This window comes from Xanthomonas campestris pv. badrii (assembly GCF_012848175.1).
Taxonomy (GTDB): domain Bacteria; phylum Pseudomonadota; class Gammaproteobacteria; order Xanthomonadales; family Xanthomonadaceae; genus Xanthomonas; species Xanthomonas campestris_C.
Genome location: NZ_CP051651.1, coordinates 4,408,335 through 4,434,539, shown reverse-complemented (window position 1 = coordinate 4,434,539; position 26,205 = coordinate 4,408,335). Strand labels below are relative to the sequence as shown.

Annotated in this window: 21 protein-coding genes and 2 pseudogenes; 8 read left to right on the top strand and 15 right to left on the bottom strand. The window is 67.0% G+C overall.

Features of this window, described 5'->3' with window-relative positions:
* Window positions 1–449 precede the first annotated feature (449 nt).
* Both xopAH and HG421_RS18815 read left to right on the top strand, forming a co-directional pair.
* Window positions 450–1,961 (top strand): XopAH/AvrB family type III secretion system effector, encoded by a 1,512-nt coding sequence (gene xopAH, locus HG421_RS18820; protein ID WP_169707680.1) that lies wholly within the window; start codon window positions 450–452, stop codon window positions 1,959–1,961.
* 346 nt (window positions 1,962–2,307) lie between these two features.
* A complete protein-coding gene (locus tag HG421_RS18815) occupies window positions 2,308–4,785 on the top strand; it encodes a GH92 family glycosyl hydrolase (RefSeq protein WP_169707679.1) in 2,478 nt (825 codons plus the stop codon).
* Window positions 4,786–5,044: 259 nt separating this feature from the next.
* Here the strand turns inward: HG421_RS18815 and HG421_RS18810 are convergent, their stop codons facing one another.
* The 3 genes and pseudogenes from HG421_RS18810 to HG421_RS18800 form a co-directional block, all read right to left on the bottom strand.
* A complete protein-coding gene (locus tag HG421_RS18810) occupies window positions 5,045–6,460 on the bottom strand; it encodes an amino acid permease (RefSeq protein ID WP_169707678.1) in 1,416 nt (471 codons plus the stop codon).
* Window positions 6,461–6,678: 218 nt separating this feature from the next.
* On the bottom strand, window positions 6,679–7,059 hold the full coding sequence (locus HG421_RS18805) for a hypothetical protein (protein ID WP_169707677.1): 381 nt from the start codon (window positions 7,057–7,059) through the stop codon (window positions 6,679–6,681).
* 131 nt (window positions 7,060–7,190) lie between these two features.
* Window positions 7,191–7,397: pseudogene (locus tag HG421_RS18800) on the bottom strand (glutathione S-transferase C-terminal domain-containing protein); the annotation flags it as partial.
* 103 nt (window positions 7,398–7,500) lie between these two features.
* Between HG421_RS18800 and rmuC the strand changes: the two are divergent.
* A complete protein-coding gene (gene rmuC / locus HG421_RS18795; RefSeq protein ID WP_211161870.1) occupies window positions 7,501–9,033 on the top strand; it encodes a DNA recombination protein RmuC in 1,533 nt (510 codons plus the stop codon).
* Window positions 9,034–9,472: 439 nt separating this feature from the next.
* Window positions 9,473–9,886 (top strand): hypothetical protein, encoded by a 414-nt coding sequence (locus tag HG421_RS18790; protein WP_169707675.1) that lies wholly within the window; start codon window positions 9,473–9,475, stop codon window positions 9,884–9,886.
* 391 nt (window positions 9,887–10,277) lie between these two features.
* On the opposite strand, the gene HG421_RS18785 is transcribed toward HG421_RS18790, so the two are convergent.
* Together HG421_RS18785 and HG421_RS18780 are read right to left on the bottom strand one after the other, a co-directional pair.
* Complete coding sequence (locus tag HG421_RS18785) at window positions 10,278–11,666, bottom strand: MATE family efflux transporter (protein ID WP_169707674.1); 1,389 nt, start codon at window positions 11,664–11,666, stop codon at window positions 10,278–10,280.
* Window positions 11,663–12,139, bottom strand: a complete 477-nt coding sequence (locus HG421_RS18780; protein WP_169707673.1) for a MarR family winged helix-turn-helix transcriptional regulator — start codon at window positions 12,137–12,139, stop codon at window positions 11,663–11,665. The genes HG421_RS18785 and HG421_RS18780 overlap by 4 nt, the downstream gene beginning before the upstream one ends.
* A gap of 112 nt (window positions 12,140–12,251) precedes the next feature.
* On the opposite strand from HG421_RS18780, the gene HG421_RS18775 reads away from it, so the two are divergent.
* Window positions 12,252–12,803, top strand: a complete 552-nt coding sequence (locus tag HG421_RS18775) for a glutathione peroxidase (protein WP_169707672.1) — start codon at window positions 12,252–12,254, stop codon at window positions 12,801–12,803.
* Between the two features lie 19 nt (window positions 12,804–12,822).
* The gene (locus HG421_RS18770; protein ID WP_169707671.1) at window positions 12,823–13,101 is read left to right on the top strand and encodes a hypothetical protein; all 279 of its coding nucleotides are present in this window, start codon (window positions 12,823–12,825) and stop codon (window positions 13,099–13,101) included.
* A gap of 202 nt (window positions 13,102–13,303) precedes the next feature.
* Here the strand turns inward: HG421_RS18770 and HG421_RS18765 are convergent, their stop codons facing one another.
* From HG421_RS18765 to HG421_RS18740, 6 genes are read right to left on the bottom strand one after another with little or no spacing between them, the layout of a single operon-like run.
* On the bottom strand, window positions 13,304–14,368 hold the full coding sequence (locus HG421_RS18765) for an MlaA family lipoprotein (RefSeq protein WP_169707670.1): 1,065 nt from the start codon (window positions 14,366–14,368) through the stop codon (window positions 13,304–13,306).
* Window positions 14,369–14,378: 10 nt separating this feature from the next.
* The gene (locus HG421_RS18760; RefSeq protein ID WP_169707669.1) at window positions 14,379–14,672 is read right to left on the bottom strand and encodes an STAS domain-containing protein; all 294 of its coding nucleotides are present in this window, start codon (window positions 14,670–14,672) and stop codon (window positions 14,379–14,381) included.
* Entirely contained in the window at window positions 14,662–15,324 is a 663-nt protein-coding gene (locus tag HG421_RS18755) for an MlaC/ttg2D family ABC transporter substrate-binding protein (protein ID WP_169707668.1), read from the bottom strand. Before HG421_RS18755 ends, HG421_RS18760 begins: the two co-directional genes overlap by 11 nt.
* Window positions 15,321–15,854 (bottom strand): outer membrane lipid asymmetry maintenance protein MlaD, encoded by a 534-nt coding sequence (gene mlaD / locus HG421_RS18750; RefSeq protein ID WP_169707667.1) that lies wholly within the window; start codon window positions 15,852–15,854, stop codon window positions 15,321–15,323. The genes HG421_RS18755 and mlaD overlap by 4 nt, the downstream gene beginning before the upstream one ends.
* 8 nt (window positions 15,855–15,862) lie before the next feature.
* Window positions 15,863–16,612 (bottom strand): MlaE family lipid ABC transporter permease subunit, encoded by a 750-nt coding sequence (locus HG421_RS18745; RefSeq protein WP_039441429.1) that lies wholly within the window; start codon window positions 16,610–16,612, stop codon window positions 15,863–15,865.
* A complete protein-coding gene (locus HG421_RS18740; protein WP_169707666.1) occupies window positions 16,612–17,406 on the bottom strand; it encodes an ABC transporter ATP-binding protein in 795 nt (264 codons plus the stop codon). Before HG421_RS18740 ends, HG421_RS18745 begins: the two co-directional genes overlap by 1 nt.
* Before the next feature lie 379 nt (window positions 17,407–17,785).
* On the opposite strand from HG421_RS18740, the gene HG421_RS18735 reads away from it, so the two are divergent.
* Window positions 17,786–18,073, top strand: coding sequence for a DUF6916 family protein (locus tag HG421_RS18735; RefSeq protein ID WP_169707665.1), 288 nt, complete (start codon window positions 17,786–17,788; stop codon window positions 18,071–18,073).
* 164 nt (window positions 18,074–18,237) lie between these two features.
* On the opposite strand, the gene HG421_RS18730 is transcribed toward HG421_RS18735, so the two are convergent.
* The 4 genes from HG421_RS18730 to HG421_RS18715 all read right to left on the bottom strand — a co-directional run bounded on the left by HG421_RS18730 (window position 18,238) and on the right by HG421_RS18715 (window position 20,539).
* Window positions 18,238–18,786, bottom strand: a complete 549-nt coding sequence (locus HG421_RS18730; protein WP_211161869.1) for a GNAT family N-acetyltransferase — start codon at window positions 18,784–18,786, stop codon at window positions 18,238–18,240.
* 9 nt (window positions 18,787–18,795) lie between these two features.
* The gene (locus tag HG421_RS18725; protein ID WP_169707663.1) at window positions 18,796–19,332 is read right to left on the bottom strand and encodes a phage tail protein; all 537 of its coding nucleotides are present in this window, start codon (window positions 19,330–19,332) and stop codon (window positions 18,796–18,798) included.
* A gap of 60 nt (window positions 19,333–19,392) precedes the next feature.
* The gene (locus HG421_RS18720) at window positions 19,393–19,920 is read right to left on the bottom strand and encodes a phage tail protein (protein ID WP_169707662.1); all 528 of its coding nucleotides are present in this window, start codon (window positions 19,918–19,920) and stop codon (window positions 19,393–19,395) included.
* A gap of 67 nt (window positions 19,921–19,987) precedes the next feature.
* Window positions 19,988–20,539, bottom strand: coding sequence for a phage tail protein (locus HG421_RS18715; RefSeq protein WP_169707661.1), 552 nt, complete (start codon window positions 20,537–20,539; stop codon window positions 19,988–19,990).
* Window positions 20,540–21,054: 515 nt separating this feature from the next.
* Here HG421_RS18715 and HG421_RS18710 point away from each other — a divergent pair.
* Window positions 21,055–26,115: pseudogene (locus HG421_RS18710) on the top strand (putative Ig domain-containing protein); the annotation flags it as partial.
* Window positions 26,116–26,205 lie beyond the last annotated feature (90 nt).

Here is a 26,205-nt window from a genome sequence, read left to right as displayed (position 1 = left end):
CCTGCCGATCCGATCCGAGCCGATTCGAGCGTGGGACGGTGGGCTTTGCATGGGACGCGTTCGACAAACCACAAGCACCCATACGAACTGAACGACGAGCTCTACAACCGCCGCCTGTTCAGCCCGATCGGGCGCGAGATCGCGGCAAGGACGAGTTCGATTTCTGAGCCGACCATCGCCCGGCGCATGTGGCCATAAGGCGGCCCGACACCTCGAATCGGAATGGACACCCTCGTCTCAGCCGCAAGCGCCGTTGCGCCGTGAGCTGTGCAGTTGCGTGCAAGCGCATCCCGGCGCTTCGGCTGCGGGGGACAGCGCCGGAACGGCTGCGATTCTGGTGAGCACACGCCGAACGCTTCGCTTGATGAGCCACCACTTTTCCAGCGATCGGCTCAATGCCAGTGGTCGTGCGCTACGTTCACCAGGACAGCGACCGTCTAGCGGATCTCATGAAGATCAATCAAGCGCCATCGCATAGCGGCATTGCCCCGGGCGATACACCGCAGTCACCGGCACGCGCAGATGCGCCGGCTGCGCCGACGAGCGCCGGCGCAGCCGGTCCCCTGGGCGGCCTCAAGCGAAAGGTGAAAAAAGCGCTTCCCCGCATGCTGTGTTCCGGCGCGAAAGAAGCCACGAACGGTTCCCAGGCTGCCAGTCATCAGGCACCGACGATGCAGCCGGCACATGCGGCCCTGGCAGGTATCGAGATGGCACTGTCCAGACCGGGCGAAACAGTGACAGTGGACCTGCAGCGCCAGCGTCCCTCGCAGGCGCTGACCCAAGATCAACGGATCAGTTCGGATGTGCAGGTGCGTCTGCGTTACGCCGAAGAGCAAGGCGCACGCAGGCTGGACATCGAGAGCAGTCTCTTCCATGAGCCGGGAGCTCAATCGGTCACCACGCACGGATCCAAACCGTTGCTGAAGGCGGCGGCATCGGCGGCGCTGGCGCCTGGCCTGCAGGGGCTGGACCACATGTTCACCGCCGTATCGCCACCCATCCGTCACGCACTGCCAGGACCTGTCGCGCAGAGCAAACTCTCGCCCACACAGATTGCGTTGACAGGCGTGGCACGCTGGCCAGACCCGCGCTTCAACCAGGAGTCGACACCAGAGAATCAACAGTATGGTCGCCGCTTTCATTCCACCGCCCGGGAAGGCGGCGCACGCATCGCAAGCGGGCAGATCCAGAGCTTCCGGCAACTGTGGGATTTCGTCGGCGCAGCGCGTCATAGCTGGGCCACCCAGCAAACGGCGCAGACAGGCGGTCCTGGCAAGCCAAAACAAGGCAATGCTCAGCCATTTGCGGCGGGTTACCCACGGCAGACGAACGTCAGCACACCCCTCACAAAGCACTATGCGTATCTGGGGCCACGAGTGCGCCAGCTTCCGTTGGTTCGGCAAGCCAATGGTCTTGCTGCGGACGCTGGGCAGACCATGCCCGACGGGTTCATGGCGCATGACGTCTTCGAAATGGTGGGCGAATTGAATGGGGAGAAGGTTCCGCTCACCCAGCTACGGCTGGCAGTGAATCCGGACGACTTTCAGCATCCGCTCGCCGAACACGGGCGGACAGGACACCCGGAACCCTTTGCCATCGCTTTCCCATTCTCCATCCATCACACCTCTTTCGAACTGGTGCAGCCGATCATGAACCATGTCGAAAACCTGTTTGGCGACCTGGTTGCGCGAGCCCACGCTCCCGCCGAGCTGATGCCGGCGCTTGGCAACCTGCATTGGTGGATGGCTCATGCGATGCCCGACATGCGAGGAAGCGCCGCAAAGACCGAATTGGCCATCCGTGCGTTGGCAAACGCGCATGGGGTCGAGCTGCCCCCATTCGCGCGTGGAAATGTGCCGGACCTGGAAGCCTTCCTCACCGATCGAGAAAGCTTCAGCGCGCACTACGCAGATCTGTTCGAACGGTCGGATCAGCAAACCGCTGCATCCACGCGCGACTGAGGCGCCGGCAGGAGTCGGTCGAAGAAAAGCACGCAGCATGGCCGATGCCCTCGAGCACATCATGCAGCGCCGCCTGGGCAACCGTTGGGTTGATTGGCGCAACTGGAGGGCAATCAGGACATTGGCGATCGCACGCTGCGTTGCCATCGGCGTGCGTCCTGTACGGGGTAAGTGCGGCGTGGAGCACTGCGTCCAGACAAGGTCATTGCTGCGGCTGACGACATCCAGGGTTGTGGCGTGCGTCGGTTTCGCGCACGCTCGTCCTGCGTCGGTCGCCACGTCTTGGTGCGACCGGTATGCGCGATCTCACCTGCGGCCGCGGCCGCTCTTCCCCGAGGTGTCCTGCATGCTCCCTGTTGTTGCCGCTCGTCGCGCCTGGTCGCATCTTGCATCAACGCCGCTGTGGCGCCGCGCCGCTGCCGGCCTGTGCCTGCTGGGCGTGACGCTCGCTGGCCCGTTGGCTGCGCAGGACCCGGCGCAGGTCAACACCTTCATCGGCAGCAAGGACGACGGCAATACCTTCCCCGGTGCGTCGGCACCGTTCGGCCTGATCCAGGTCAGCCCGATCGGCGCGCACTATGCCGGCTGGCGCTACGACGACCCCAGCATCCGCGGCTTCGGGCATTCGTTCCTGTCCGGCGCCGGCTGCTGGGAGCAGGGCGGGCAGGTGTCGATCCTGCCGGTGACCGGCCGCATCGGCCCCGGCGGCGACTTCGATACCGGCGATGCCAAGGCCTTCGACCAGAAGCGCTATGCCGCGCGTTACACGCATGAGGGCGAAGTGGGGCAGGCCGGCTACTACAAGGTGCGGCTCACCGATTACGGCGGCATCGATGCCGAAGCCAGCGCGCTCACCCGCGCCGCCGCCGAGCGCTATACCTTCGCGCCGGGCGCCGACACCGGCCATGTGCTGGTCAACGTGGCCCAGGCCAACGACCGCCACGTGGTGATCGGCAGCCAGGTGCAGCTGGTCGGCGACCGCGTGGTGGAAGGCAAGCTGGTCACGCAGAGTTTCTGTGGCGGCCACGAATACACCACCTGGTTCCGGCTGGAATTCGACCGCCCGTTCACCGCGTTTGGGGTCTGGGGCGAGGACGGCGGCGTGCCCGGCGCGCGTCACGGCATGGGCGGCGAACTCAAGCCCAATGGCGCCTGGCTCAGTTTCCCGTTGGGCACCGGCAAGGACGCGCGCGCGGTGACCGTGGTCAGCGCGATCTCGCATGTGGATGCCGAAGGCGCCCGCGCCAATCTGCGCGCCGATGGCATGCAGGGCGGCAAGTTGCTGAGCCTTGCGCAGATGCGCCAGCGCGCGCAGCAGGCCTGGCGCAGCGAGCTGGCCAGCCTGCAGCTGGATGGGGCCAGCAGCGATGACCGCCGCGTGGCCTACACCGCGCTCTACCACGCGCTGCTGCAACCGCTCACCGGCAGCGATGCCGATGGCCGCTACCGCGGCTACGACGATGCCATCCACCGCGCCGATGGCTGGACCTATTACGAGTATTTTTCGCTGTGGGACACCTATCGCTCGCAGAACCAGTTGCTGGCCTTGCTGCGCCCGCAGCGCGCGCGCGACATCGGCCGCTCGCTGCTGGCCATCCACCAGCAGGGCGGTTGGTTGCCGCGCTGGGGCTATGCCAACTACGACACCAACATCATGACCGGCGATCCGGTGACGCCCTTCCTGGTCGACCTGTGGCGCTTCGGCGCACTGCAGGGCAACGAGGCCGAGGCCTACGCCGCGCTACGCCAGAACGCCTTCGGTCAACCGCCGATCAACTCGCGGCATTCCGGGCGCTCGGGCAATGCGAGTTATCTCGCCAATGGCTTCGTGCAATACGACCGCGCGTTTCCGTCCAAGGGCATGGACGTGGACCCGCACCACGGCGGCTCGGCCACGCTGGAATATGCGCTGGCCGATTGCGCGCTGGCACAGATGGCCCACGCCCTGGGCCATGCCGACGACAGCACCCAGCTGCGCGCGCGCGGCGGCAACTGGCACCGCGTCTGGGACGCCACCGTGCGCGACGCGGAGACCGGATTTGCCGGCTTCCCGCGTCCGCGTCTGGAAGATGGCAGCTGGTACGCGCCGTCCAACGACCAGTACAGCCCACGCTCGCAGCACGGCTTCCATGAAGGCACCGCCTGGCAATACCAGTGGCTGGTGCAACAGGACATCCCCGGCATGCTGCAGGCCATGCACGGCAGCGAACAGGCAGGCAGACGCCTGGATACTTTCTTCGCCTACGACGACCTGCTCAAGGACCCGCGCAATGGCGCACGCACGCACTGGGTGGTCGGCCCGTACAGCTACTACAACCAGTACCGCTACAACCCCAACAACGAACCGGACCTGCACGCGCCGTGGATGTACACGCTGATCGGCCAGCCGTGGAAGACCGCCACCGTGGTGCGCGCCGCGCAGCAGCTGTTCACCAACGCGCCCAATGGCGTCACCGGTAACGACGACCTCGGCACCATGTCGGCCTGGTACCTGTTCAGCGCCCTGGGCCTGTATCCGGCGGTGCCGGGCAGCGGCCAATTCCTGCTGCACACCCCGCGCTTCAAACGCGCCACGCTGGACCTGGGCAATGGCAAGCGCCTGCGCATCGACGCCCCCGGTGCCGACGGGCGCGCGCTGCAGTACGTGGAAGGCGTGCGCTTGAACGGCAAACCGCAGCCGCAGGTGTTCCTGGACTGGGCGCAGTTGCAGCAGGGCGGCACACTGTCGTTCGCGCTGACCAGCCGCGCCCCGACCCAAGGGTGGGGTACGCAAGCAGATGCGTTGCCGACCTCGTTTTGTGCCACGCCAGCAGCGGCGCAGTAACAACCAGCTGCAGCCCCCGGTCACCGCAAGCCGCGACGCCGCAAGCACTGACCAGCGACGCGCCGCTTGAAGGCCCCTCTCCCTCCGGGAGAGGGGTTGGGGTGAGGGTACGGGGCGAAGCCACTGACGAATTGGATGACACGAGGCTCCGCCCGCACCCTCATCCGGCCCTTCGGGCCACCTTCTCCCCCCATGCAGGGGGAGAAGGGATTGGTCGGCGTCGCGCAACCCAGCTGAAAGCGTCCTCTCAAACAACGCCTCACCCGGCCTGGTTCAACCGGCTATTGCGCCGCCCATACGCCAGGTACACCACCACGCCCAGCGCGTTCCACAGCAGGAACCACCCCTGCGTCTTGCTCGGCAGGCTCCAGAACAGATACAGGCAGCCGCCGATCGCCACTGGGCCCACCACCCAGGCCAGCGGCGTGCGGAACGCCCGCGCGCGGCCAGGCTCGCGCACGCGCAACACCAACAGGCAGGCGGCCACCGCGGTAAACGCCGCCAATGTGCCGGCATTGGCCAGCGCGGCGATCTCGTCCAGCCGCGCAATGCCCGCCAATGCAGCCACCAGCACCGCGGTGAACAGCGTGATCGCCACCGGTGTGCCGGTGCGCGCGTTGACCTTGGACAAGCCGCGCGGCAACAGCCCGTCGCGCGACATCACGAAGAAGATCCGGCTCTGCCCGTACAGGAACGCCAGCAACACGGTTGGCAGCGCAATGATCGCCACCGCGCCGATCACCAGCGCCGCTTTGCCCTGGCCCAGCTCACGCAGGATCAGCGCCAGCGGTTCCGGGCTCTTGCCGAACACGGTGAAGCTCATCGCGCCGACCGCGGCCAGCGCCACCAGCACGTAGATCAGCGTGCAGCCGATCATCGAACCGACGATGCCGATCGACAGATCGCGCCCCGGGTTCCTGGTCTCCTCGGCCGCAGTGGAAATCGCATCGAAGCCGTAGAACGCAAAGAAGATGATCGCCGCCGCCGCCATCACCCCGCGCTCCACGCCATCCGGGCCCATCGCCTTGGAGAAACCGTACGGCATGAACGGCTGCAGATTCGCGCTGTTGAAGGCCGGCAAGGCGATCGCCACGAACACGCCCAGCGCGATGATCTTCAACACCACCAGCACTGCGTTGAGCGTGGCGCTTTCCTTGGTGCCGGCCATCAGCATGCCGGCGACCAGGAAGGTGATCACCACCGCCGGCAGGTTCACGATGCCGCCGGCATGTGGCCCGGCAATCAGCGTCTGGGGCAGTTCCACCCCCAGCCATTGCAGGAAGCCGACGAAGTAGCCGGACCAGCCCACCGCCACCGTGCTGACCACCAGCGAATATTCCAGCACCAGGCTCCAGCCCACCACCCAGGCGATGCTCTCGCCCAGTGCGGTGTAGCTGTAGGTGTAGGCGCTGCCGGCGGCCGGCATCATCGTGGCCATCTCCGCATACGCCAGCGCCGCGCAGGCACAGACGATGCCGGCGGCCACGAACGACAGCAGCACCGCCGGGCCGGCCTTGTCGGCGCCGACGCCGATCAAGGTGTAGATGCCGGTGCCGACGATGGCGCCGATGCCCAGTGCGATCAGATGCGGCCAGCTCAGGCTGCGGACCAGCTGCCGCCCGGCCTCGTGCACGGTGACCTGGTCGATGGATTTGCGCCGTAGCCAAGACGACATGCGGACCTCGCGGGAATCAAAAGAGGGGCGAGTGTCGCCCAACGCAGCGCAGCAAAGCTATCGGCCCAAGGTCATGCGGCAGCTGCGGCGACTGCGGCAGGGTAGGCAAGACATGTCCCTGGCAGTCCTCCGCGCGCCTCGTGTCGCGCAACCGCTTCGCCAGGCCCACCGGCCATCCACGGCCGATGCGGCTCCCAAGTCACCAATCCCGATTCCGCTCAGCCAATCGACGGACGATGCGGTGGGCGCGCATTGCGATAGATCACCTGCACCGCCCAGGCACCGGCGATCCCGACCACACCGGCAGCGAAGTGGCTCCAGTCGAGCAACTGCGGCGCCGCGCCATTGACCTCATGACCCCACAGGTTGAACCACAGCAGCACCAGTGCGGTGAAGCCCATGCCGATCCAGAACCACAGCCGGGTTCCGCCGATCGCATAGACCAGGAAGGGCAACGCCGCACCGATCAAAAAGTGCACCGGAAAGAAATAGACCGTGCCGTAGGGCCACATCACAGACCAGACGATCACCGCAAAGGTGCCCAGAAAAACAAACAGGCCCAGCGCCAGCAGGCGGGTTCGGTTTGTGGCAGTGATCATTGGCAAACCTCACAAAAAGCAGACGCTCACCCTACCCATGCGCAGGTCACGCCCAGGTCAATGCGGTGCGAGCGTGCTGCATGCGCGCGCCGGGTTGCCTGGTTCGCTTCGCGGGCTTGCGACGTGCCGCATTACGGCGCCGTGCAGCCATGGCGCTGGAACCCGGCGCGCGTCTTCAAGCGCGCGTAATACGCCGCCACCGCAGGCAATGCCGCATGCGCGATCGGGCTGGCCATCCAGCGTTGCGTCGACAAACCCAGCACGATATCGGCCAACGTGAAGCCTGCACCGAGGACGTACGGACCGCCGCGCTGCAGCTGCGCGTCGAGGATCGCCATCCACTTCGCACCGCACTGACGCAGCGGTTGCGACCGGCACCGCTACACTGGGCGCATGTCATCCGAATCCCTGATCCTTCTCGGGCTGCTCTGCGCAGTCCTGGTGCTGCAGCTGGCCCTGCTGCTGCGGCGTCCTTCCACCAGCGGGCTGGAGCAGGCGCTGCGCGCCGAACAGCGCGACGGCCGCGGCGAATTGCGCGAGCAACTCGAAGGCCTGTCCCGGCAGCAGGACGGCCGCCTGGAGACCTTCGCGCGCCATCTCACCGAACTGTCCACCCGCACCGATCAACGCCTGGACCAGTTGCGTGAAGCACTGGGCGAAGATGCCCGCAAGGCGCGCGAAGAAAGCAGCCAGGCCCAGCAACGCACCGGCGAACTGCTGACCGCGCGGCTGACCGAACTGCGCACCCAGCTCGATGGCTTCGGCCAGCAGCAGGAAACCCGCATCCACGTGTTCGGCCAGCAGCTGACCGAACTGATCGCACGCACCGACACCCACATGGCCGCCCTGCGCCAAGCGCTGGCCGAGGATGCGCGCAAGGGCCGCGATGAAGCCGGCCAGTCGCAGCAGCGCTTTACCGAAGCGCTGGGCCAGCGCCTGAGCGAACTCACCCAGCGCAACGAACTGCGCATCGGCGAAATGCGCGCCACGCTGGAACAGCAGCTGGCCAACCTGCAAAACGACAACGCCAGCAAGCTGGAGCTGATGCGCGCCACCGTCGACGAAAAATTGCAGACCACGCTGAACACGCGCCTGGATGCCTCCTTCAAGCTGGTGTCCGAGCGGCTGGAGCAGGTACAGCGCGGCCTGGGCGAAATGCAGCAGCTGGCCACCGGCGTGGGCGATCTCAAGCGCGTGCTGACCAACGTCAAGGACCGTGGCGGCTGGGGCGAAGTGCAGCTGGAGAACATCCTCGAGCAGACGCTGACGATGGAGCAGTACGCGCGCGGCGTGCGGCTCAAGCCCGACAGCGCCGAAGCGGTGGATTTCGCGATCCGCCTGCCTGGGCGCGGCGAGGACACCGTGGTGTGGTTGCCGGTCGATGCCAAGTTCCCGCGCGAGGATTACGAACGCCTGATCGACGCGCAGGAGAAGGGCGACCTGGACGCGATCAAGCAGTCGACCGCGCAGCTGGAACGCGCCATCCGCGTGCAGGCCAAATCCATCAGCGACAAGTATGTCTGCCCACCGCAGACCACCGATTTCGCGGTGATGTTCCTGCCCACCGAGGGCCTGTACGCCGAGGTGATCCGCCGCGCCGGTCTGGTCGATCTGCTTCAGCGCGAGTACCGCGTGGTGCTGGCCGGCCCGACCACGGTCACCGCCCTGCTCAACAGCCTGCAGATGGGGTTTCGCACCTTGGCGATCGAGAAGCGTTCCAGCGAGGTCTGGCAGGTGCTGGGCGCGGTGAAGAGCGAATTCGGCAAGTTCGCCGGCATTTTGGAGAAGGCCGAGCGGCAGATCGGCACCGTGGGCAAGAGCCTGGGCGAGGCCAGTCGCAAGACCCGTACCATCGAGCGCCGCCTGCGCGGCGTGGAGACCTTGGCCGGCGAACAATCGCAAGGGCTGCTCGATATCGCCGGCAACGACGACACCGGCAGCAGCGATGACGAGGCCGGCGACGAGCAGGAATGAGGGCCGCACGCAGCGCGCCTGCGTGGATCGTGCCTGCATCGATGTCGCCAACACACCCGACTCGCGCCTGCAAACGCGCCCTGGACGCAGCTGGTCTCGGCAGCATTGCGTCGGAACGCACCCGGGCGCGACGGAGCCCTGCCGGTAATGCCTCGTCGCGCCCGGGTGCGCTCCTGCGCGGCGCAGGGCATTGCGCTGCCGCAGCGCTGCAGGTGATCGCCGCGGCGATGGCCAGCCGCAGGGCGTGTGATCGGCAAGCTTCTGCATCCACCGATGTCCCGTAGCAGCGCCCCGGGGCGCGACGAGGCCTTCCCGATCACCCGGCATCGCATCCAGGCACGCTCCTGCATGCCGGAAGACGGCCCACCCAATCCGAGCACGCCACGCTGACGCACCGGCCGCGATGCTTGGCGCACTCCTGTTCAAAGAGAAGGTCCACATGTGGAGCCGATGGATGCACGCGGCAGTGTCCGCACTGCTGCTGGCCGCTTGCAGCAATACGCCCACCACGCAACCGTCGCAGGCGGAGGACATGACGCCCGCACCCGCACAATCTGCATCTGCATCTGCATCTGCATCTGCATCTGCATCTGCAGACGCTGCCGCCTGCGTTGCCAAAGGCGGCCAGCTACGCCCGGTGGGCCGCATGCAGATTCCGCGTTGCATCGTGCCGTACGCCGATGCCGGCAAGACCTGCAGCGACAATGCCGATTGCGATGGCGATTGCCTGGCCACCAGCGTCGTGCCGACCGGCACCGCCACCACCGGCACCTGCCAGCGCGACAGCGATCGCTTCGGCTGCCGCCAGGAAGTGGTCGGCGGCAAGGGCCAGGCGGCGCTCTGCATCGATTGACCCACCGCTCACAGGCTCGGGCAGCTGACATAGACCGCTCCCTTTGCGGTCAGCGGCGGCCACGCACGCCAGTGCCACGCTCGCCGTACCGTGGGGAGCTTCGGTCGGCTCGAAGACATCCACACAGCGTCAGGACCACGACAGGGCGGCGGCGCACACACCGGCTTCGCCCTGCATGGTTGAAACAGCGCCTGCTCGATCGCGCCGTTGACTGTGGACGCACCGCCGGTGCGTGCGCCGTTGCCTGCAGGCGATGTACGGCGTGAGCAAAGCTGCCTGTTGCGCGTCGGTGTCGCGTGCACGCGCGACCTAGTGAATCGCGCCTGCGCAGTGCACGCGTCATCTGGGCGCGGCACAGGCCGCGTTGTGCTCAAGGCCAGGCAAACATGCGCTAAACGTCGATAACCGCGGAGCGGCGCGGCCAGCCGACGCGGCCGAACATCGACCCACCGGCGATGGCCAGCGCAATCCCCACGCCATACACGAACAACGCCGCGCCCTGGGCGAGGAACACCTGCTGCAACGTTCCTCCCATCCGGATCGCGGCGATGCCGATGATCGCAGCGATCGCCAGCCGCACGACGGTGGCGGCAATCGGCCACAGCAACCGCCCTGCGCCCTGTGAGGCGAAGTACATCGCCAGACCCATGCCCAGGAAGCCGTAGAACGGAGCGACGCAGTGCAGGTAGAGGGTACCGGTCTGCAGCATCGTCGGATCGCTGCCGTAGAGCGACAACCACTGGTGCGGAAACAGGGCCGCCGCAACGCCGATGGCTTCGGTCAGCACGAATGCCATGGCCGCGCCGATCCAGGTTGCCTGCAGTGCGCGCTCGCGGCGGCCGGCACCGATGCAGGTGCCCACCATCGTCAGCACCGGCGCGCCCAGCCCGAACACCAGCGGGATCAACACGTATTCCAGCCGTGCCGCGGTGCCGTAGCCGGCGATGGCGCCCGACCCGAAGTGCCCGGCCAGCGAGGTGGCCACGCCCACCGCCAGATTGGTGCAGATCACGCCGATGGCCGACATCAGGCCGATGCGCAGGATGTCGCGGAAAAACGCGGTGCGCAGCCGTGCCGCGGTGAACGACAGCCGCAACAGGCTTTGCGGCGAGCGCAGGTACGCGACGAGCACCAGGGTGCCCACGCTGTAATAAAGCAACAGCGCCAGTGCGCCGCCGGCGATCCCCATCGCCGGGATCGGGCCCCAGCCGAAGATCAGCAGCGGCGACAGCGGAATCAGGCCCATGACGCCGTATACGGTGACCCTGGCCGGAACGGCCATGTTGCCGGAGCCGCGCAACACCGCGGCCAGCGAATTGAGCAGCCACACAAGAACGGCGCCTGCGAAGATCCAGTGCGAGTAGACCAGCGCCGCCTCCAGCGCGGCCCCCGAACCGCCCATCTGCCGATACAGCCAGCGGCCGCCCAGCCACATGCCCAGCGTAAACAGCGCCCCGAAGATCAACGCGATCACCAGCGCGTGCAGCACCACGGCATTGGCATCGTCGCGGCGTCCGCTGCCCAGCGCACGCGCGATCGATGAAGCGATACCGCCACCGATCGCACCGGAAGACATCATCTGCATCAGCATCAGGACCGGAAACACCAACGCCATACCGGCCAGCGCATCGGTCCCGAGCTTGCCGACAAAATAGGTTTCGATCAGCCCGGCAGCGGCCTGCGCAACCATCACCAGCACATTGGGAATGGCTAGCCGCAGCAGGGTGGGCGCGATCGGCGCCTCCAGCAGCAGGCGGGTGCGGTCATCGAGCGATGTCATGGGCTGGAGCCGGCAGTGTCGTCGAGCCCATCGTCCAGCCCGGCGTGTTGCAGCTTGAGCAAGGTGTCGTCGAGCAATGCATGCAGGGCGAGCACCTGCGCCGACCCCAGCACCGTCTCAAGGCTGGACTGCGCCTGCTGCCACAGCGTCTCGGCCTGGGCATGCCTGCGCCGGCCGGCGGCGGTGAGCGTGATCAGCCGGCTCCGTGCGTCGGCGCCGTCGCCCTGTGCGACCAGGCCGGCAAGCATCAGCGGCCGGAGATTGCGCGTGAGCGTGGAGGCATCCAGACCCATCCTGCGCGACAGGTCGCTTGGGCGGATCGGGCTGAGGCCGACCAGGTGCGAGAGCAGCGAATACTGCGTGGTCTTCAGCCCGCTGCTGCCCAGCACTGCGTCGTAATGCCGCGACACCACCCGCGACACGCTGCGAAGGCAAAAGTTGGTACAGCCGGTCGGTTTGCTGGGCGTCGCCATGCCGACAATGTAGTCCAGAAACTTGCATATACAAGTATCTACTGCGGCATAGTGCAGCTCATGCCCGTGGCTGGCGGTTTATGCTGCGCGCTTTCCCGAGCAGGACACACCGATGAGCCAGGCGCTATACGACATTCCCGTGACCCGCATCGACGGTGAACACGCCACCCTGGTCGACTACCGCGGCAAGGTGCTGCTGGTGGTCAACGTGGCCTCCAAGTGCGGCTTGACGCCGCAATACGAAGGCCTGGAGGCGTTGTACCGCGACAAACGCGCCGCGGGCCTGGAAGTGCTGGCGTTTCCGGCCAACGACTTCAACGGCCAGGAGCCCGGCAGCGAGGCGGAGATCGCCCAGTTCTGCCAGCTCACCTACGACGTCACCTTCCCGATGTTTTCCAAGATCGCCGTCACCGGCGCCGACACCCATCCGCTGTACCAGGCACTGACCAGCGCCCGCCCGCAGGCCACCGGCGACGGCCCGATGCGCGACAAGCTCGCCGGCTACGGCATCACCCCCAACCCCGCCCCTGGCGTGCTGTGGAACTTCGAAAAATTCCTGGTCGGCCGCGACGGCACCGTCATCGACCGCTTCGCTCCGGACGTGCCGGCAGACGATGCCCGCCTGCGTGCGGCGGTGGATGCGGCGTTGGCCGCGGCTGCATGAAGCAGGCAGTCGTCTTTCAATGCCACGCAAACTGCTGATTCGAGCCGGTGTTCTGATGCTGGTCTTGACCAGCGTGCTTGCGTGCGGAACGGGTCTGGCGCTGTGGTATCACAGCCGCCTGGCCACGCCATGTCCTGATGGCGCGCGAATCAATGGCGAGCCGGCAACGTGCTTTTACCGTCTTGAATGGACCGCAGGATGGCCGATGCTTGCGGTTGTGCTGGTGGCGGGTTCTGCGTTTTGTCTGCTGTTTTCGTGGCTATCGCTCAAGATCCAAAGCCCCGGCAAAGCGGGTTGACCACCGCAATGATGCGTCGCTGGTCTTTCGATCGAAGAGAGCAATTGCCTGCACCAGGCATGCCCATCAAGCGCGGCCGCGCGCGAGATGCAATGGTGGAGCTTGGCAAGCCACGCAAAAGAATCACCTAAGCCTTACAACGACAACGCACAAAAAACCCGGGATCGCTCCCGGGTTGTTCGGTTCGCACTGCAGGCGCAGGTCAACGCCCCCAGTTCGGCATCGGCATCGCATCCACCGGCACCGTGCTGTCCTTGTCTTCGCGCAGATAATCCGGCAGCTCGTTGTTCTGTTCGCGGTGGCTGCTCAGGTCGCGCACGATCTGGTAATTGCGGCGCTGCATCCAGGCATCGCGGGTCAGGGCGTACTCGTCCGGCGCCTGGTCGCGCAGCGAATCCAGCGACATCAGCTGCGCACGCGTGTCCACCAGTTGCAGGCCCTGCAGTGCGAAGCGCGCACCGCCGTCGTCCACCTGACGCACCCACGACAGCGGAATATCGCCCGCCAGGCCGAAGGTATCGCGCACGGTGCGCGGCCCGAACAGCGGCAACTCGAAATAGCGCGAATTCCGCCAGCCCCATGCGCCCAGGGTCTGGCCGAAGTCTTCGCTGCGGCGCGGGATGCCCGCTGCACTGGCCGGGTCGAACAGCCCGGCAATGCCCAGCGTGGAGTTCATCACGAACCGGCCCAGCGACTGCACCGCAAACACCGGGTGGCCCTGCAGCAGCTGGTTGACCATGGTCAGCGGCGTGCCGAGGTTGTCGAAGAAGTTGGTCACGCCCAGGCGCGCCGGACGCGGCACCACCTTGGTGTAGGCGGTCGCCAACGGACGTGCCACGCCGCGGTCCACCGCCAGGTTGAAGCGGTGCATGCCGCGGTTGTAGCGCTCCCAGGGGTCGTAGGCCGGTGCCGCACCCGGTTGCGCCGGCGTGCCATTGGCGCCTGCCTGCGGGAGGGTTGGGCCGTACAGCGCGTCGAAGTCGTCCTCGGCGGCGGTGGGGGCGCCAGCGGGCGCCGCACCGGCATCGGCGCTGGCGCTCGTCTGATCGGCCGGTGCCGCGGTTGCGGCTGTGGCCGGTAACGCGTCGGCAGCAGCGAACCCGGCCGCGGCCGGTTGCGCGGTCACACCGGAATCGTCGCGGACCGGCGCCTGCGCGCTCGGTGCGGTGTCGCTGGCTGTCGGGGGTGGCGTGGACTTCGGCGCCTGGCTGGCGCAGGCACCGAGCAACAGGCAGGCCAGCAGGGGGAGGGGGCGGAACTGGTTCATGGCGTGGCGCTCAGGCCTGGAAATCGAGAGTGGGGGAGAGGCGATAGGCGGCACGCAGGTCGTCCAGGCCGGACGCCCCGCCCACCACCGCCGCAGGACCGGTGCCGCGCAGGCGTGCAGCCAGTTCGGCCAGCATCGCAATACCGGCGCTGTCCAGACGTTGTACACCCGACAGGTCCAGCGTGCGCACGCCATCCAGGTGCGCGATCGCCTGCGGCCAGGCCGCAGTGACCGCCGCACGGTCGAGCACGCCGGTCACCACCAGCGTGTCGCCGTTGCGCTGTACCTGGCTGTTACTTGCCATTGGTCGGTGCCGCGCCGACCTGCATGCTGCCGCTGCGCAGGTCCGCGGCGACCTTGGCGATGCCCTTTTCGCGCAGCGGGCCATCGAACTGGGTCTTGAAGGTCTGCACGTAGGAGATGCCTTCGATCATCACGTCGAAGATCTTCCACTGGCCGCCGACATTGCGCATCAGGTAGTCGACCGGGGTCGGGTCGCTGCCGGCACGCAGCAGGTCGGTGGAGACCTTGACGCCGCGGTTGCCCGGCAGCGCGCTTTCGGACTTGCCGCGGAAGGTCGGCTTGCCTTCGAAGTTGAGCAGGGCGGTGCCGTAGCGCTGCATCAGGTTGTCGGCCATGGCATCGGCAAACAGCTTGATATCGGCATCGGAGGCGCCGCGGCCATGCACGCCCAGCACCAGGCGTGCGGCGTAGTCGCGGTCGAAGGCCTTGTTCAATTCGCCGTCGATGTACTGACGCAGTGCCGCCGGGTTGCTGCGGAATTCGGCGCGGCGCTGTTCCAGCGTGCTCAGGATGCGGGTGCTGCTGTCGATGACGGTCTTGGTGGCCGCGCCTTGCGCAGGTGCGCTGGCGGCAGCCGGCTGTGCCAGCACGGTGGCCGGTGCGCACACCAGCAGGGTCGAGGCCAGGACGGCGGAGAGCAGGGTGGTCTTCATTGGTGCGGTTCCGTAGAGGGAGAAGCGGGCTGGGCAGGCGGTGCGGCCTGACCGTCTGCAGCGGATTTATCACCGCCGCCACTGAACATGTACTTGCCGACCAGCTGCAGCAGATCCACCGCCGGCTGGGTGAAACCGATCTCTTCGCCCGGCTTGAGCGTTTCCGGATCGCCACCCGGCTGCAACCCGATATAACTCTCGCCCAGCAAGCCGCTGGTGAAGATGCCGGCCGAGGTGTCGGCGGGCAGGTCCTTGTACTTGGTGTCCAGCGACAGCGTGACCACCGAATCGAACTTGACCGGATCCAGGCTGATATCCGAGACCTTGCCGATGGTGACGCCGCCGATCTTCACCGGTGCCTGCGCACGCAGCTGGCCGATCTGGCTGAAGCGCGCGATCAGGGTGTACTGGCTGGAGCCAAAGCCCCAGCGCTGGTTGGTCGAGGCCACCGCCAGCACCAGCAGCGAGGCCAGGGTCAGCAGCAAAAAGGCGCCGACGGCGAATTCGAGTCGTGGTCCACGCATGGCCATGGGCTATCTCACCTAAACAACATTGCAGAAAGGACGAAGTTGAACATCAGCACCAGCAGCGAGGCGTTCACCACCGCGCGGGTGGTGGCGATCGAGGTGCCTTCGATGGTCGGCTCGGCATGGAAGCCCACATAGGCGGCCACCAGCGCGGCGGTGCCGCCGAAGATCGCCGACTTGAGCATCGCCACGCCGAAGTCGTCCCAGAAATCGACGCTGTTGCTCAGCCCCGACCAGAACGTGCCGTTGTCGATACCCAGCACGTGCACCGCTTCGAAATAGCCGCCGGTGATGGCCAGCGAGCAGAACACCCCGGTCAGCAACGGCACCGTCAGCACCGCCGCCCAGAAGCGCGGTGCCACTGCCTTGGCCACCGGGTCGATGGCCATCAACTCCAGCGCCTTGATCTGGTCGGTGGCACGCATCAGGCCAAGTTCGGCCGCGATCGAACTGCCGGCCCGGCCGATGAACAACAGCGCAGTCAGCACCGGCGCCAGCTCGCGGTACAGCGACAGCCCCAGCAGCGTGGACAGCGCATCCGAGGCACCGTAAGTGGTGAGCGTGCGGTAGCCCTGCAAGGTCAGCACCAGGCCGACGAAGGCGCCGCCCACCGCAATGATCGGCAGCGAACGCGCGCCGACCTTGTAGATCTCGCGCACCAGCTCGGCAATGAAATCGCGCGTGGGCAGCGAGCCGCGCAGCACGGTCAACGAAAACAGCCCGGCGCGGCCGAAGGCGCGAATGGAATCGGCGAAGGCCATCAGGCAGCGCTCCGGTCGCGGCGTGGTGCGGCATCGAAGGCGATCGGGCCGTCCGGCTGGCCGTGCAGGAACTGCTGCACCAGCGGATCGGTGCTGTCCTGCAGGTGTTGGGGGGTGCCGGCGAACACGATGCCGCCATTGGCGATGACCACGGCCTGGTCGCTGATCGGCAGCGTCTCGTGCACGTGGTGGCTGACGATGATGCTGGTCAGGCCCAGGCTGTCGTTGAGGCGCTGGATCAGGCTCATGATCACGCCCGAGGCGATCGGGTCCAGCCCGGTCAGCGGTTCGTCGTAGATCATCAAGGGCGGATCCAGCGCCAGCGCGCGCGCCAGCGCCACACGCCGCGCCATGCCGCCGGACAATTCGCGCGGCCAGGCATCGGCAGCGGCCAGCAGGCCCACCGCGTGCAACTTCATCTGCACCAGGCGTTGCAGCACCGGCGCCGGCAGGCGCGTGTGGGTGCGCAGCGGCAGCGCGACGTTGTCGGCCACGCTCAGGTCGGTCAGCAAGCCATTGCCCTGCAGCAGCACGCCGACATTGCGGCGCATCTCCAGCAGCGCGCGGCTACCGGTGGGAATCGCATTGCCGAACAAGGTCACAGTCCCGGCCACCGGGCGCAGTTCGCCGGTGAGTGCGGCCAGCATCGTGGACTTGCCGCTGCCGGAGGGACCGAGCACGGCCGTGATGCTGCCGCGTGGCACGTCCAGCGACACATCGCGCAGGATCGTGCGCCCGCCACGATCGATACGGACACCGGACAATTGCACGACAGGGGGAGCGGACGCCGTCATTGCAGCCTTTAACAGAATTCCAACGCGATAGAGTAACCGTCACGCGGCTGAACTTAACCGAACCGCCGCGTGCAGTATTGTCGCATTCGCCGGGCTTGCGATGTGGGCGCAGATGGCGCGATCTGCGTAACAGCGTGTCCCGCAGCGCATCGGCTCTGATCCGCGCGCACAACGTACGCCGTCGTAGGGATCAATAGGAAGGCGATCGACGCCCCGCCGCGATGATGCATATCTACCCCGACGCGCCCGCGATCGTCCTGTGCGGCCTGAGCGCTGCTCGCGGCGATCTGTCGAGTGTGTCGCGTTGCCGGTTCCGACATCTTGTGGGACAAGCGACAAGACGCCAGGATCTACGCTACCTCGTCGCCTGGGAGCCTCCATGGAGTTGTTGACGCTTGAACATTTCGCCGGCAGCGTCAACGAGACCTTCGCCGCTGCATTGAATGATGGCGAGGTTCCGTTCGTCCTGGTGGAAGCGCGGCCCTTGCAGAGCGCGCGTAGTTCGCAACGTGCGCCGTTCTCGCTGTTGTTCCGCAATGGCTCGGCATTCCTGTTTCCGCAGCAGACCTATCAGATGCGCCACGCGCGGCTGGGCGAGATCGGCATCTTTCTGGTGCCGGTGGCACGCGAGCGCGACGGGTTCCTGTATCAGGCCGTCTTCAACTGAGCGCGCCCTGGAACGGCCGACACAGCGACCACGCAGCCGTCAGGCGGATGCGGTCGGTGCTCGGACCACTCCACGTTGCGGTGCTTGGCGCGCCGTCCACACCCACCCACTGTTCAAGACGCTCTGCGGGCTGCTACGGATCAGGCAGGTCGAACCTGGCTCTCTCACGCAGGCGGGCGATCGCTGGGATGCCAATGCATCTGCAGATGCGTCTGGGTGCTGTCGCCTGCAACGAATCCCAGGCGCCCATACAGACGCTGGGCGGCGGGATTGGCGTGCAGCACGTGCAGTGACAACGCGCATCCTGCCTCGCGCGCCATCGCCTGCGCGTGGGCGATCAGCTGCGAGCCCACGCCTCGGCCACGCCACCCGGGCAACAGGCTGATATCCACCAGCGTGTGCTGCGTGGCGGTGCGGTGCAGGTACAGGCGGCCGATGCGCTCGTCCCGCACCTGGGCGATCAAAAAATCGGCACCGGCAAAATGCTGCCGGTAATGCGCGCGCTGCAATGCGAACTGCTGCTGCAGGAATGCGCGCTTGGTCGTCTCCGGCCACGGGATGGGGGCCAGCTCCTCGCTGCGGGTGCTGGCATAGAGATCTTCCAGCCACGCGCTGTCGTCGGGCTGCTCCGGCCGCAGCTCAAGCTCCGCTGCAGCCGGAGCGTTTGCGCACAGACGCGCTGGCGCGCTGGCCTGCGTCCCGCGTCCAGGCAATGGCATCGCTTAATTGAAGGCCGGGAAGTCGCCCTGCAGCGCGATGCAGAAATTCACCGCCAGGTAGGGTTGCCGGTTCTCGTGCGCCAGGCCATTGCCGGTGGGCAGCAGCATGGTCGGGGAGAACTGCTTGTCGGGCGCGACCGCCAGGAACGGCCGCTCGTTGTTGATGTTCAGCGACGACAGGGCCACGCCGCTGGCGGGTGTGCCGGTCCGCTTGGTCTGGTCGGCTTGCGAAAACGCGTTCACTCCGTGCTGATGCATCGGGATCTGCGATTGCTGCAGGCTCACCGCGGCGGAGCCGAAGTTGCTGCCCAGCGAATGCGGGCTCAGGCCGGGCCCCTGGCCCTGCTCACAACCGGCGCGCGCGCAGAAGTTCGGCAACTGGAAGGTGCTGGTGCCGTTGCCGCCGTAGGCCACACTCAGTAGCGAATACAGCGTGGTGTTCTGCGCGATCGGCAGCACGGCGCCGTTGCAAAATGCCCAGCCATAGGGGTTGTAGTCGAAGCCGAACAGCTGGATTTCGCCGATATAGGGTTCGGTCATGCGCGGGTTCCTCCGATGGTGGGGATGCATACCGCAGCCGGGTCGGCGCGGTGCAAGGGATCAGGCCTGCTGCGGAAAGATGCCGGTGGTGGCAATGCAGTACTGCACCGTCAGCGTCGGCATGAGGTTGTTGTGCGGCTGGCTGCCGCCAGCGTACGAGGTGCTCTGCCCGGACATCGTCACCTGGGTGGCGCCGGCCAGATTAGCGACATAGAACAGACCGCCATCGACTGCTCCCGGCACCAGCCCGGCAGGCGCTGGCGCGGTGGCTGCTGCGGGGGTGGCCTGGGCGGTATGCGTATGCGCCGGCATCTGCAGCTCGACCAATGTGACCGTCTCGGTACCGGCGCGCTGGCCGAGGACATAGTTGTTCAATCCGGGCCCCTGGCCCTGGTGGATCGGCAGGCGGCCGCGCAGGTCCGGCACGCCAAAAGTACTGGTGCCATTGCCGCCGTAGGTGGTGCCGAGTAGCAGGTACAACGGCTCGTATTCGGAGATCTGCAGCAGGGTGCCGTCGCATGCCTGCCAGCCCTGAGGCGTACGGCCGAAGCCGAACATGCGGATCTCGCCGATGAAGGGAGTGCTCATGGAATGCTTCCTTGTCGATGAAGCGCCGCGCGCCGACACCGCGCCCTGCGCCCGAATGCGGAGACGCCTAGTTGCGCGAGGGGAAGATGCCGGACAGCGCGATGCAGAAATTCAGCGTGGTGTACGGCTGCAGGTTCGGGTGCGCCTGATTGCCGCCGCTGCTGGCGATCGTGGACTGTGCCAGCGGCACCATCGTGCCGGGTGCGGCATACAGTGCGTGCGGCGTGCCCGGCCCCGGGCTGACGACATTGTTGGCAAACAGGCGCCCGGTCGGAGCGCGGTTGTCGCCGTTACCGCTGCTGCAATCGAGGAGGTGCAGGTGCGGGGGCAGGTTGTCGCCCACCAGCGTCACGTTCTCCGCGCCGGCGCTCTGGCCGATCGGCGCGGCGGGCGGCTGCCATGCCGGATCCACCGACGGCCCGTAGCCGATGGGCGTGCGGCCGCGCATGTCGGGCAGGCCGAAGGTGGTCTTGCCATCGCCGCCGTAGCGGGTGCTCAGCAGGCTGAACAGGGCCTGGTTCTGATTGATCGGCAGCAGCTGCCCGTTGCACTGCGCAAAATACTTCGGCGCGTAGGTGAAGCCGGTCAGCATGATTTGACCGATGAAGAACTCGCTCATCCAGCTCTCCCGAGTAGATAACCCCCGACCTCATGCCAGGAGTAGCCCTACACATACCGGCCGGCCCGGCACACAGCAAGCCGCGATGCATCAAAACTGGGATGAAGTATTAATTTTTTGTTCTTTAACTGGCAGTCAGTTCCTGTTTCAATGGCGCCGCGGCGCGGATATGCCTTCAAAGGCATGAATGACGCGCTGATCTGAGGCACCAGGACTGTTGCCAGCGCCAGCGGGGTGGCGTGTTTCCAGGGGATCATCGAATGTCTATGAATTGCACCGCGGCACGCGGCATGCGCCTGGCCTTGCAGTGGCTGACGGCGCTGGTGTTGTTGGCGACCTCTCAGGTCGCGCTCGCCGTCTACTGTCCGTCTCCCAAGAGCGCGACCATCAACTCGGGCGGCTCGTGGACCTTCGAGGTCGGCGACTGCGACGGGCCATCCAACTTCGGCATGCAGACCGGTAACGTCTCTCCGTCGCATGGCAGCTATAGCCTGCCTGGCCAGAATCCCGACAGCACCGAGCAGGTGACCTACACCAACAACGGGGATGGTGCGACTTCAGACACGTTCACCCTTGGCGATGAGGACGGCAATCAGGTCGTCTTCAACATCACCATCAACCCCACGCGTCAAGCCAGCATTGCGGTCTCTCCCGCCAGCGCCAACGAGAACAGCGGCACCCCGTTCGTCTATACGGTGACGCTGAGCCAGACCAACAGCTCGCCCACGACGGTGAACCTGACCCGCAGCGGGTCCGCCACCAGCGGCACCGACTACTCCGGTGCGGTGAGCAGCGTCGTGGTGCCGGCCAATGCCACCTCTGCCAGTTTCAGTGTCACCCCGATCGCCGATGCGACGGTGGAGGCGGACGAGACGGTGACCTTTACCGTCGCTGCCGGCACCGGCTACTCACCGGGCAGCCCGTCCAGCGCCACCGCCACCATCGTCAACGACGACTTCCCGGTCGCCAGCATCGGCGTGTCGCCGGCCAGCGTCAGCGAAGATGGCGCCGCCAACCTGGTCTACACCGTTACCCTGAGCCAGGCGCCCGTGTCGGCTGTCTCGGTCGGCTTCAACGTGGGCGGCACCGCGACCTCGGGCACCGACTACGCGGCCGTCAGCTCCCCGCTGGTGATTGCGGCCGGGCAGACCACCGGCACGATCACGATCAATCCCACTGCCGACAGCACGGTCGAGTCCGACGAGACGGTGTTGATCGTCCTCGTCGCTGGCACCGGCTATACCGTCGGCTCGCCGTCCAGCGCCACCGGCACCATCCTCAACGACGACCAGCCTGGGTTGAGCATCAACGACGTCTCGGTGAACGAGGGCAACGCCGGCACCACCAACGCGACCTTCACCGTTTCGCTGAGCCAGCCAGCGCCGACCGGTGGCGTCAGCTTCGATATCGCCACCGCCGACGGCACCGCCACCGCGGGCGTGGACTACGTGGCCTCCAGCCTGACCGGGCAGACCATTCCTGCCGGCAGCAGCAGCGCGACCTTCACCGTGCTGATCAATGGCGACACGCTCAACGAACCCAACGAAACGTTCTTCGTCAACGTCAGCAACGTCAGCGGCGCGACCATCACCGATGCGCAAGGGCAGGGCACCATCGTCAACGACGATGCGTTGCCGTCGCTGTCGATCGACGACGTCAGCGTCAACGAAGGCAACAGCGGCACCACCACGGCCACCTTCACGGTGAGTCTGAGCCAGGCCAGCGGCCAGACCGTGACGGTCAATTACGCGACCTCCGACGGGACTGCCACTGCCGGCAGCGACTATGTCGCGCGCTCCGGCACGCTGACGTTTGCGCCAGGCACCACCGCGCAGGGCGTGGCGGTTACCGTCAACGGCGATACCGCGGTCGAACCCAACGAGACCTTCAGCGTCGGTCTGTCGGGCGCCAGCAATGCCACCATTGCCCGCGCCACCGGCACCGGCACCATCAACAACGACGATGCCGTGGTGACGGTGGCGCCGGCCTCGTTGCCGGCGGCGACGGCGGGTACGGCCTACAGCCAGAACCTGAGCGCCAGCGGCGGCACCGCGCCATACAGCTTCGCGATCACCGCCGGCGCGTTGCCGGCGGGACTGACCCTGAGCAGCACAGGCGTGCTGTCGGGCACGCCAACGGCCAGTGGCGCCTTCAACTTCACCGTGACTGCCACCGACAGTGGCACGCCGACCTCCGGTAGCCGTGCCTACACCTTGACGGTTGCCGGGCCGACCGTGACCCTGCCTGCGACCGCCCTGCCGGCCGGTACCGCGGGCCAGGCCTATGCGAGCGCGATCAATCCGGCTACCGGCGGCATTGCCCCGTACACCTACGCGGTGACCGCCGGTGCCCTGCCTGCAGGGATCACGTTCGCCGCGAGCACGGGTGCGCTGAGCGGCACCACCACCAGCGTTGGCACCTTCAACTTCAGCGTGACGGCCACCGACAGCACCAGCGGCACTCCCTCGCAGGCCACGCGGGGGTACACCCTGAGCATCGCCGCCCCGCAGATCACGGTGGCGCCGACGACCTTGCCGGGCGCCACGCGCGGCACGGCGTATAGCCAGGCACTGAGCGCCAGTGGCGGCACCGCGCCTTACACCTACGCGATCAGCGCCGGCGCGCTGCCGGCCGGGATGACCTTGGCCAGCAACGGCACGCTGTCGGGCACGGCCACGGTGGAAGGCACGTTCAATTTCACCGTGGAAGCGACCGATGCCAACAGCTTCACCGGCACCCAGGCCTATGCGCTGACGGTGGCGGGCCCGACCCTGGTCCTGCCGGCATCCACCTTGCCGGCCGGCACCGCCGGGCAGGCCTACACGGCCGCCATCACACCGGCGACCGGCGGCACTGCGCCCTACAGCTATGCGCTGAGTGCAGGCACGCTACCGGCCGGCATTGTGCTGGACACGGCCACCGGCGGACTGAGCGGTACCCCGACCGTGGCGGGCAGCTTCAACTTCACGCTGACCGTGTCCGACAGCACGCCCAGCCCGGCCGCGCAGGCATCGCGCAGCTACGCACTGAGCATTGCGGCTCCGCAGGTCGTGGTCGCACCGACCAGCGTGCCTGGCGCCACGCGCGGCACGGCGTATAGCCAGGCACTGAGCGCCAGCGGCGGCACCGCGCCGTACACCTACGCGATCAGCGCCGGCGCGCTGCCGGCCGGCCTGACGCTGGCCGGCAACGGCACGCTGTCGGGCACGGCCACGGTGGAAGGCACGTTCAATTTCACCGTGGAAGCGACCGATGCCAACAGCTTCACCGGCACCCAGGCCTATGCGCTGACGGTGGCGGGCCCGACCCTGGCCCTGCCGGCATCCACCCTGCCGGCCGGCACCGCGGGGCAGGCCTACACGGCCGCCATCACGCCAGCCACCGGCGGCACTGCGCCGTACAGCTATGCGCTGAGCGCGGGCGCCTTGCCTGCAGGCATTACGCTGGATCCGGCCACCGGTGGATTGAGCGGTACGCCGACCGTGGCAGGCACGTTCAACTTCACCCTGACGGTTTCGGACAGTACGCCCAGCCCGGCCGCACAGGCATCGCGCAGCTATGTGCTCACCGTCAATACGGCCACGCTGGTGATCGCACAGGGCACGCTGCCGCCGGCCGTCAACGGCACTGCCTATGCGCAGACGCTGACCGTCAGCGGCGGCGTGGCGCCCTACGCCTTCACCGTGAGCAGTGGCACCCTGCCGGCCGGATTGACCCTGGCCCCGAACGGGACGCTGTCGGGCACGCCGAGCGCCGAAGGCAACAGCACATTCACCATCACCGTGACCGACGCCAGTGCCGCCAGCGCCTCGCAGGCCTACACGTTCACCGTGGGCAGCGCCGTGCCGGTGGCCGTGGCAGACACTGCCGTGACCATGGACGGCACCGCAGTCACCGCGGCGGTGACCGCCAACGACACCGGCAACATCACGGCGATCGCGATTGCCACCGCGCCGACCAATGGCACTGCGGTGGTCAACGGCCTGGAACTGATCTACACGCCGAACCCCGGCTTCATCGGCACCGACGTGCTCAGCTATACCGCCACCGGTGCAGGCGGTACCTCGGCAGCGACCACGCTGACCGTCACGGTCAACGCGCGGCCGGTGGCGGTGTCGGTCACCGCAGAGGCGGTGCCTGGCGAAGCCCAGCAGGTGGATATCACCCGCAACGCGACCGGTGGTCCGTTCGTGGCCGCTGCGGTGGTCGCGGTGCTGCCGGCCTCGGCGGGTACGGCCAGCATCACCCGTGTCGGCGGTGCGGCCATCGCCTCGGCGGCGGGTGCGTCCGGACCGACGACGGCGGCGACCGCCCTGGCCGAGCCGCCCAGCTTCGTGCTGACCTTTACCCCCAACCCGGCCTTCGTCGGCCAGGCCACGGTGCAGTTCACCCTGTCCAACGCGTTTGCCACCTCGGTCCCGGCCACGGTGGTGTTCAACATCGCACCGCGCCGCGACCCGAGCCAGGATGCGGAAGTGCGTGGTCTGATCGATGCGCAGTCCGAGTCCACCCGGCGGTTTGCACGGGCGCAGATCGACAACTTCCAGCGCCGTCTGGAAGCGACCCACCGCGGTGGCGGCGGTGTCAGCAATGCGGTGAGCTTCCAGCCCACCTCGCATTGCCGTGAGGCCGACCGGGGCATCAGTGCCCAGCCCTGCAGCCCGGACACGCAGGACGCCGACAACGACTTCCGCGATGCGCCGGCGGCAGTGGCAGGCAGCAGCACCGGTGCGCAGGGCCAGGGGGATCTGGGTCTGTGGATCGGCGGTGCGATCCGCTCGGGCAGCCTCAACCGGCAGGCCAACAGCAACGGCGTGGATTTCCAGACCGATGGCTTGAGCGTGGGTGCCGATTACCGGCTGGCATCGTCGCTGGCGATCGGCGCGGGCCTGGGTTGGGGCCGCGACGACAGCGATGTGGGCACGCGCGGCAGCCGCATCAGGGGCACCGCCTACACCATGGCGCTGTATGCCAGCTTCCATCCGGGCAAGGCGTTCTTCTTCGACACCCTGGTGGGCTACCAACTGTTGTCCTACGACCTGCGCCGCTTCGTCACCGACGACAGCTCGCTGGCCGAGGGCAACCGCGACGGCAAGCAGTGGATCGCCTCGCTGTCCACCGGCGCGGACCTGCAACGCGGCGATCTGCAGATCACCCCGTATGCGCGCGTGGATGTGGCACGTGCCACGCTGGATGGCTATGCCGAACAGGGCGTGGCGCCGTTCGCGCTGCGCTATGCCGACATGGATGTGGCCACCAGTACCGGCAACCTGGGCCTGCGCCTGGAATGGCGCCGCGAAGTGGCCTGGGGCCGGCTGACCCCGCAGTTGCGCGTGGAGTATCAGCGCGACTTCCAGGGGCGCGGCGATGCCACCTTGAGCTATGCCGATCTCAGCGGCGGTCCGTTCTACCGCACCGGGCAGGCCGCGTTCGATCGCAATCGCCTGATGGTGGGTATCGGCGCGGCGTTGTTGACCGAGCAGGGCCTGTCCACGCGGCTGGAATACCGCGGCATCACCGACGGCGACAGCGGTAACGACCAGACCTGGATGATCAATCTGGAAAAGAAATACTGATCGCGCTGCACCTCATGCAGTCGATCAGCGCACTGGGCCGGACGTGATGTTCGGCCCAGTGCGTTTGGGCAGCTGCGCATGCTTTCGTCC